This is a genomic window from Okeania hirsuta (genome assembly GCF_003838195.1).
Lineage (GTDB): Bacteria > Cyanobacteriota > Cyanobacteriia > Cyanobacteriales > Microcoleaceae > Okeania > Okeania hirsuta.
Map to the genome: position 1 here is coordinate 1 of NZ_RCBY01000563.1, position 1,577 is coordinate 1,577.

At 44.3% G+C, this 1,577-nt stretch carries 4 protein-coding genes; all 4 read right to left on the bottom strand.

Annotation, left to right across the window (positions count from 1 at the left end; translation table 11 throughout):
• Window positions 1-258, bottom strand: a 258-nt coding sequence (locus D5R40_RS32855; protein WP_205127848.1) for a hypothetical protein, incomplete at its 3' end; no start/stop codon positions are given.
• 310 nt (window positions 259-568) lie between these two features.
• Window positions 569-703, bottom strand: coding sequence for a hypothetical protein (locus D5R40_RS43315; protein ID WP_161565179.1), 135 nt, complete (start codon window positions 701-703; stop codon window positions 569-571).
• Complete coding sequence (locus D5R40_RS36755; RefSeq protein WP_161565180.1) at window positions 700-882, bottom strand: outer membrane beta-barrel protein; 183 nt, start codon at window positions 880-882, stop codon at window positions 700-702. The genes D5R40_RS43315 and D5R40_RS36755 overlap by 4 nt, the downstream gene beginning before the upstream one ends.
• Before the next feature lie 428 nt (window positions 883-1,310).
• Entirely contained in the window at window positions 1,311-1,538 is a 228-nt protein-coding gene (locus D5R40_RS43320) for an outer membrane beta-barrel protein (protein WP_124155881.1), read from the bottom strand.
• Between the last annotated feature and the right edge of the window lie 39 nt (window positions 1,539-1,577).

Consider the following 1,577-nt stretch of genomic DNA (forward strand, 5'->3'; position numbering starts at 1 on the left):
GCCATTGTCGAAGTACATCATGTCACCTTCAGATTTGGTGACCTTTAGTCTTCGTATTTTTAAAGCTTCTCCCAGTTGGGCTGCGGGCAGATTTTTGGCGATGACCAATTCATGCTTTCGTTCTTTTTTCAAGAAATCTGTGTTGCGAAAAACCAATACAATGCCACTGAGCGCATACACTGCCATGATGCAGCCAGAAGAAACCGAGGTATCGGTGGATGACACGCATATAGGTGCCGGGTGTTTGTTTTTTGCCATTTCCCTTTTTCACTTCTAGAGGTTAATAATGCATGGATCACGTTCTCTCCCTATAAGACCTGGTGGAGAATAGAAGGTTTTACACGAGTTAGGATTGTTGGAAGGGGCATTTGGTTTTTTAGGACCTTCGGAAGCGAAAGTAAGCGCAAAAGGCAATAGGATAAAATAGAATCTTCGAACTACCATTATTGGCAGCTGAACAACCAAGTTACATTCTTCAATAACGTTCTGGAACGTGCCGCGAAGTCTAGCTGGCGAGTTAAACCTACCGTCTTCTTCTTGCGCCAGAGAATTCCATAGCCTCTCCCTTTCAAAAGCCATAACTGAAGGCTAGGGTTAGGAATCGGCCGCGCTGGCGCCAACTATAGACATAGAAAGTAGGTTGCTCTGTTACGCTTTCTCGGATGCGCGAAGCGAAGAGGTCACGGGCGCTAAAGTTGATCACAACTCTGCCTTTAAGAATCTTCTTGCGAATTCCATGTCCATGAACAGGTTGCCGGAAATCAAACTTTGGACAGTTTGTTGGCGAGATTCGTATTGGCCGGTGGCTTCAAAGTCAATGCCCGCTGGTAGCTTGAGCTTAGCCGTCAAACTTGCTGGTCCACTGATCTGCACTGAAATCAAAGTTGGTACCCTTCTAGTTCTCCTTTGCGATTAAAGTAGTTGTAGTTGATATCCCCGTTGACGGAGAAGTTTTTGGATACGGTGTTATTTCCCATTGATTTCAATCCCCGTTGCTCGATTGGTGCCGATATTATAGGGTTTGAAGATGTTCAGCGTTGTTTTTCGAAGGTAGAAACCCGTTCCACAACGTCCGTGGTGTAACGTTTGATAAATAGAAAAATTGAAGGAAGCTGGGCCGGCAATATAAATACTGGATATTTCATACGAAATCGTGAATTCTGTAGCAGATCTTGGATTACGGTACGAATGCTGTAAGTTGTTTCGGATATTAAAGAAAGGATTCAAATCCACAGGCGTGGCCGGAAGATTCGGCGCGAGTAGCCGGCCTGTAAGGAGAAGTTATCCGTGAGCTTATAGAAGTATGCGCGCTAGGGAAAAGGTTGGTGAAGTTTTGCTGGTTGCTTTCCTGCGTATTCACTAGGAAAGTATCTGAGATCCGTGTTTTCCATTCTTAACCCCAGTTTCAATCCCCACACATCATTTTCGTAGGATCCTGTCCCATACACACCCAATACCTTTTGATCATATTCAAAGATATTGGTCAAGTTGGGGTTATTGACGAACTCCCCAATAATACGGAGAATATTAACCGCGATTTAAACAATAATACCTCAGTACTTTCCAATGGAGAGGAG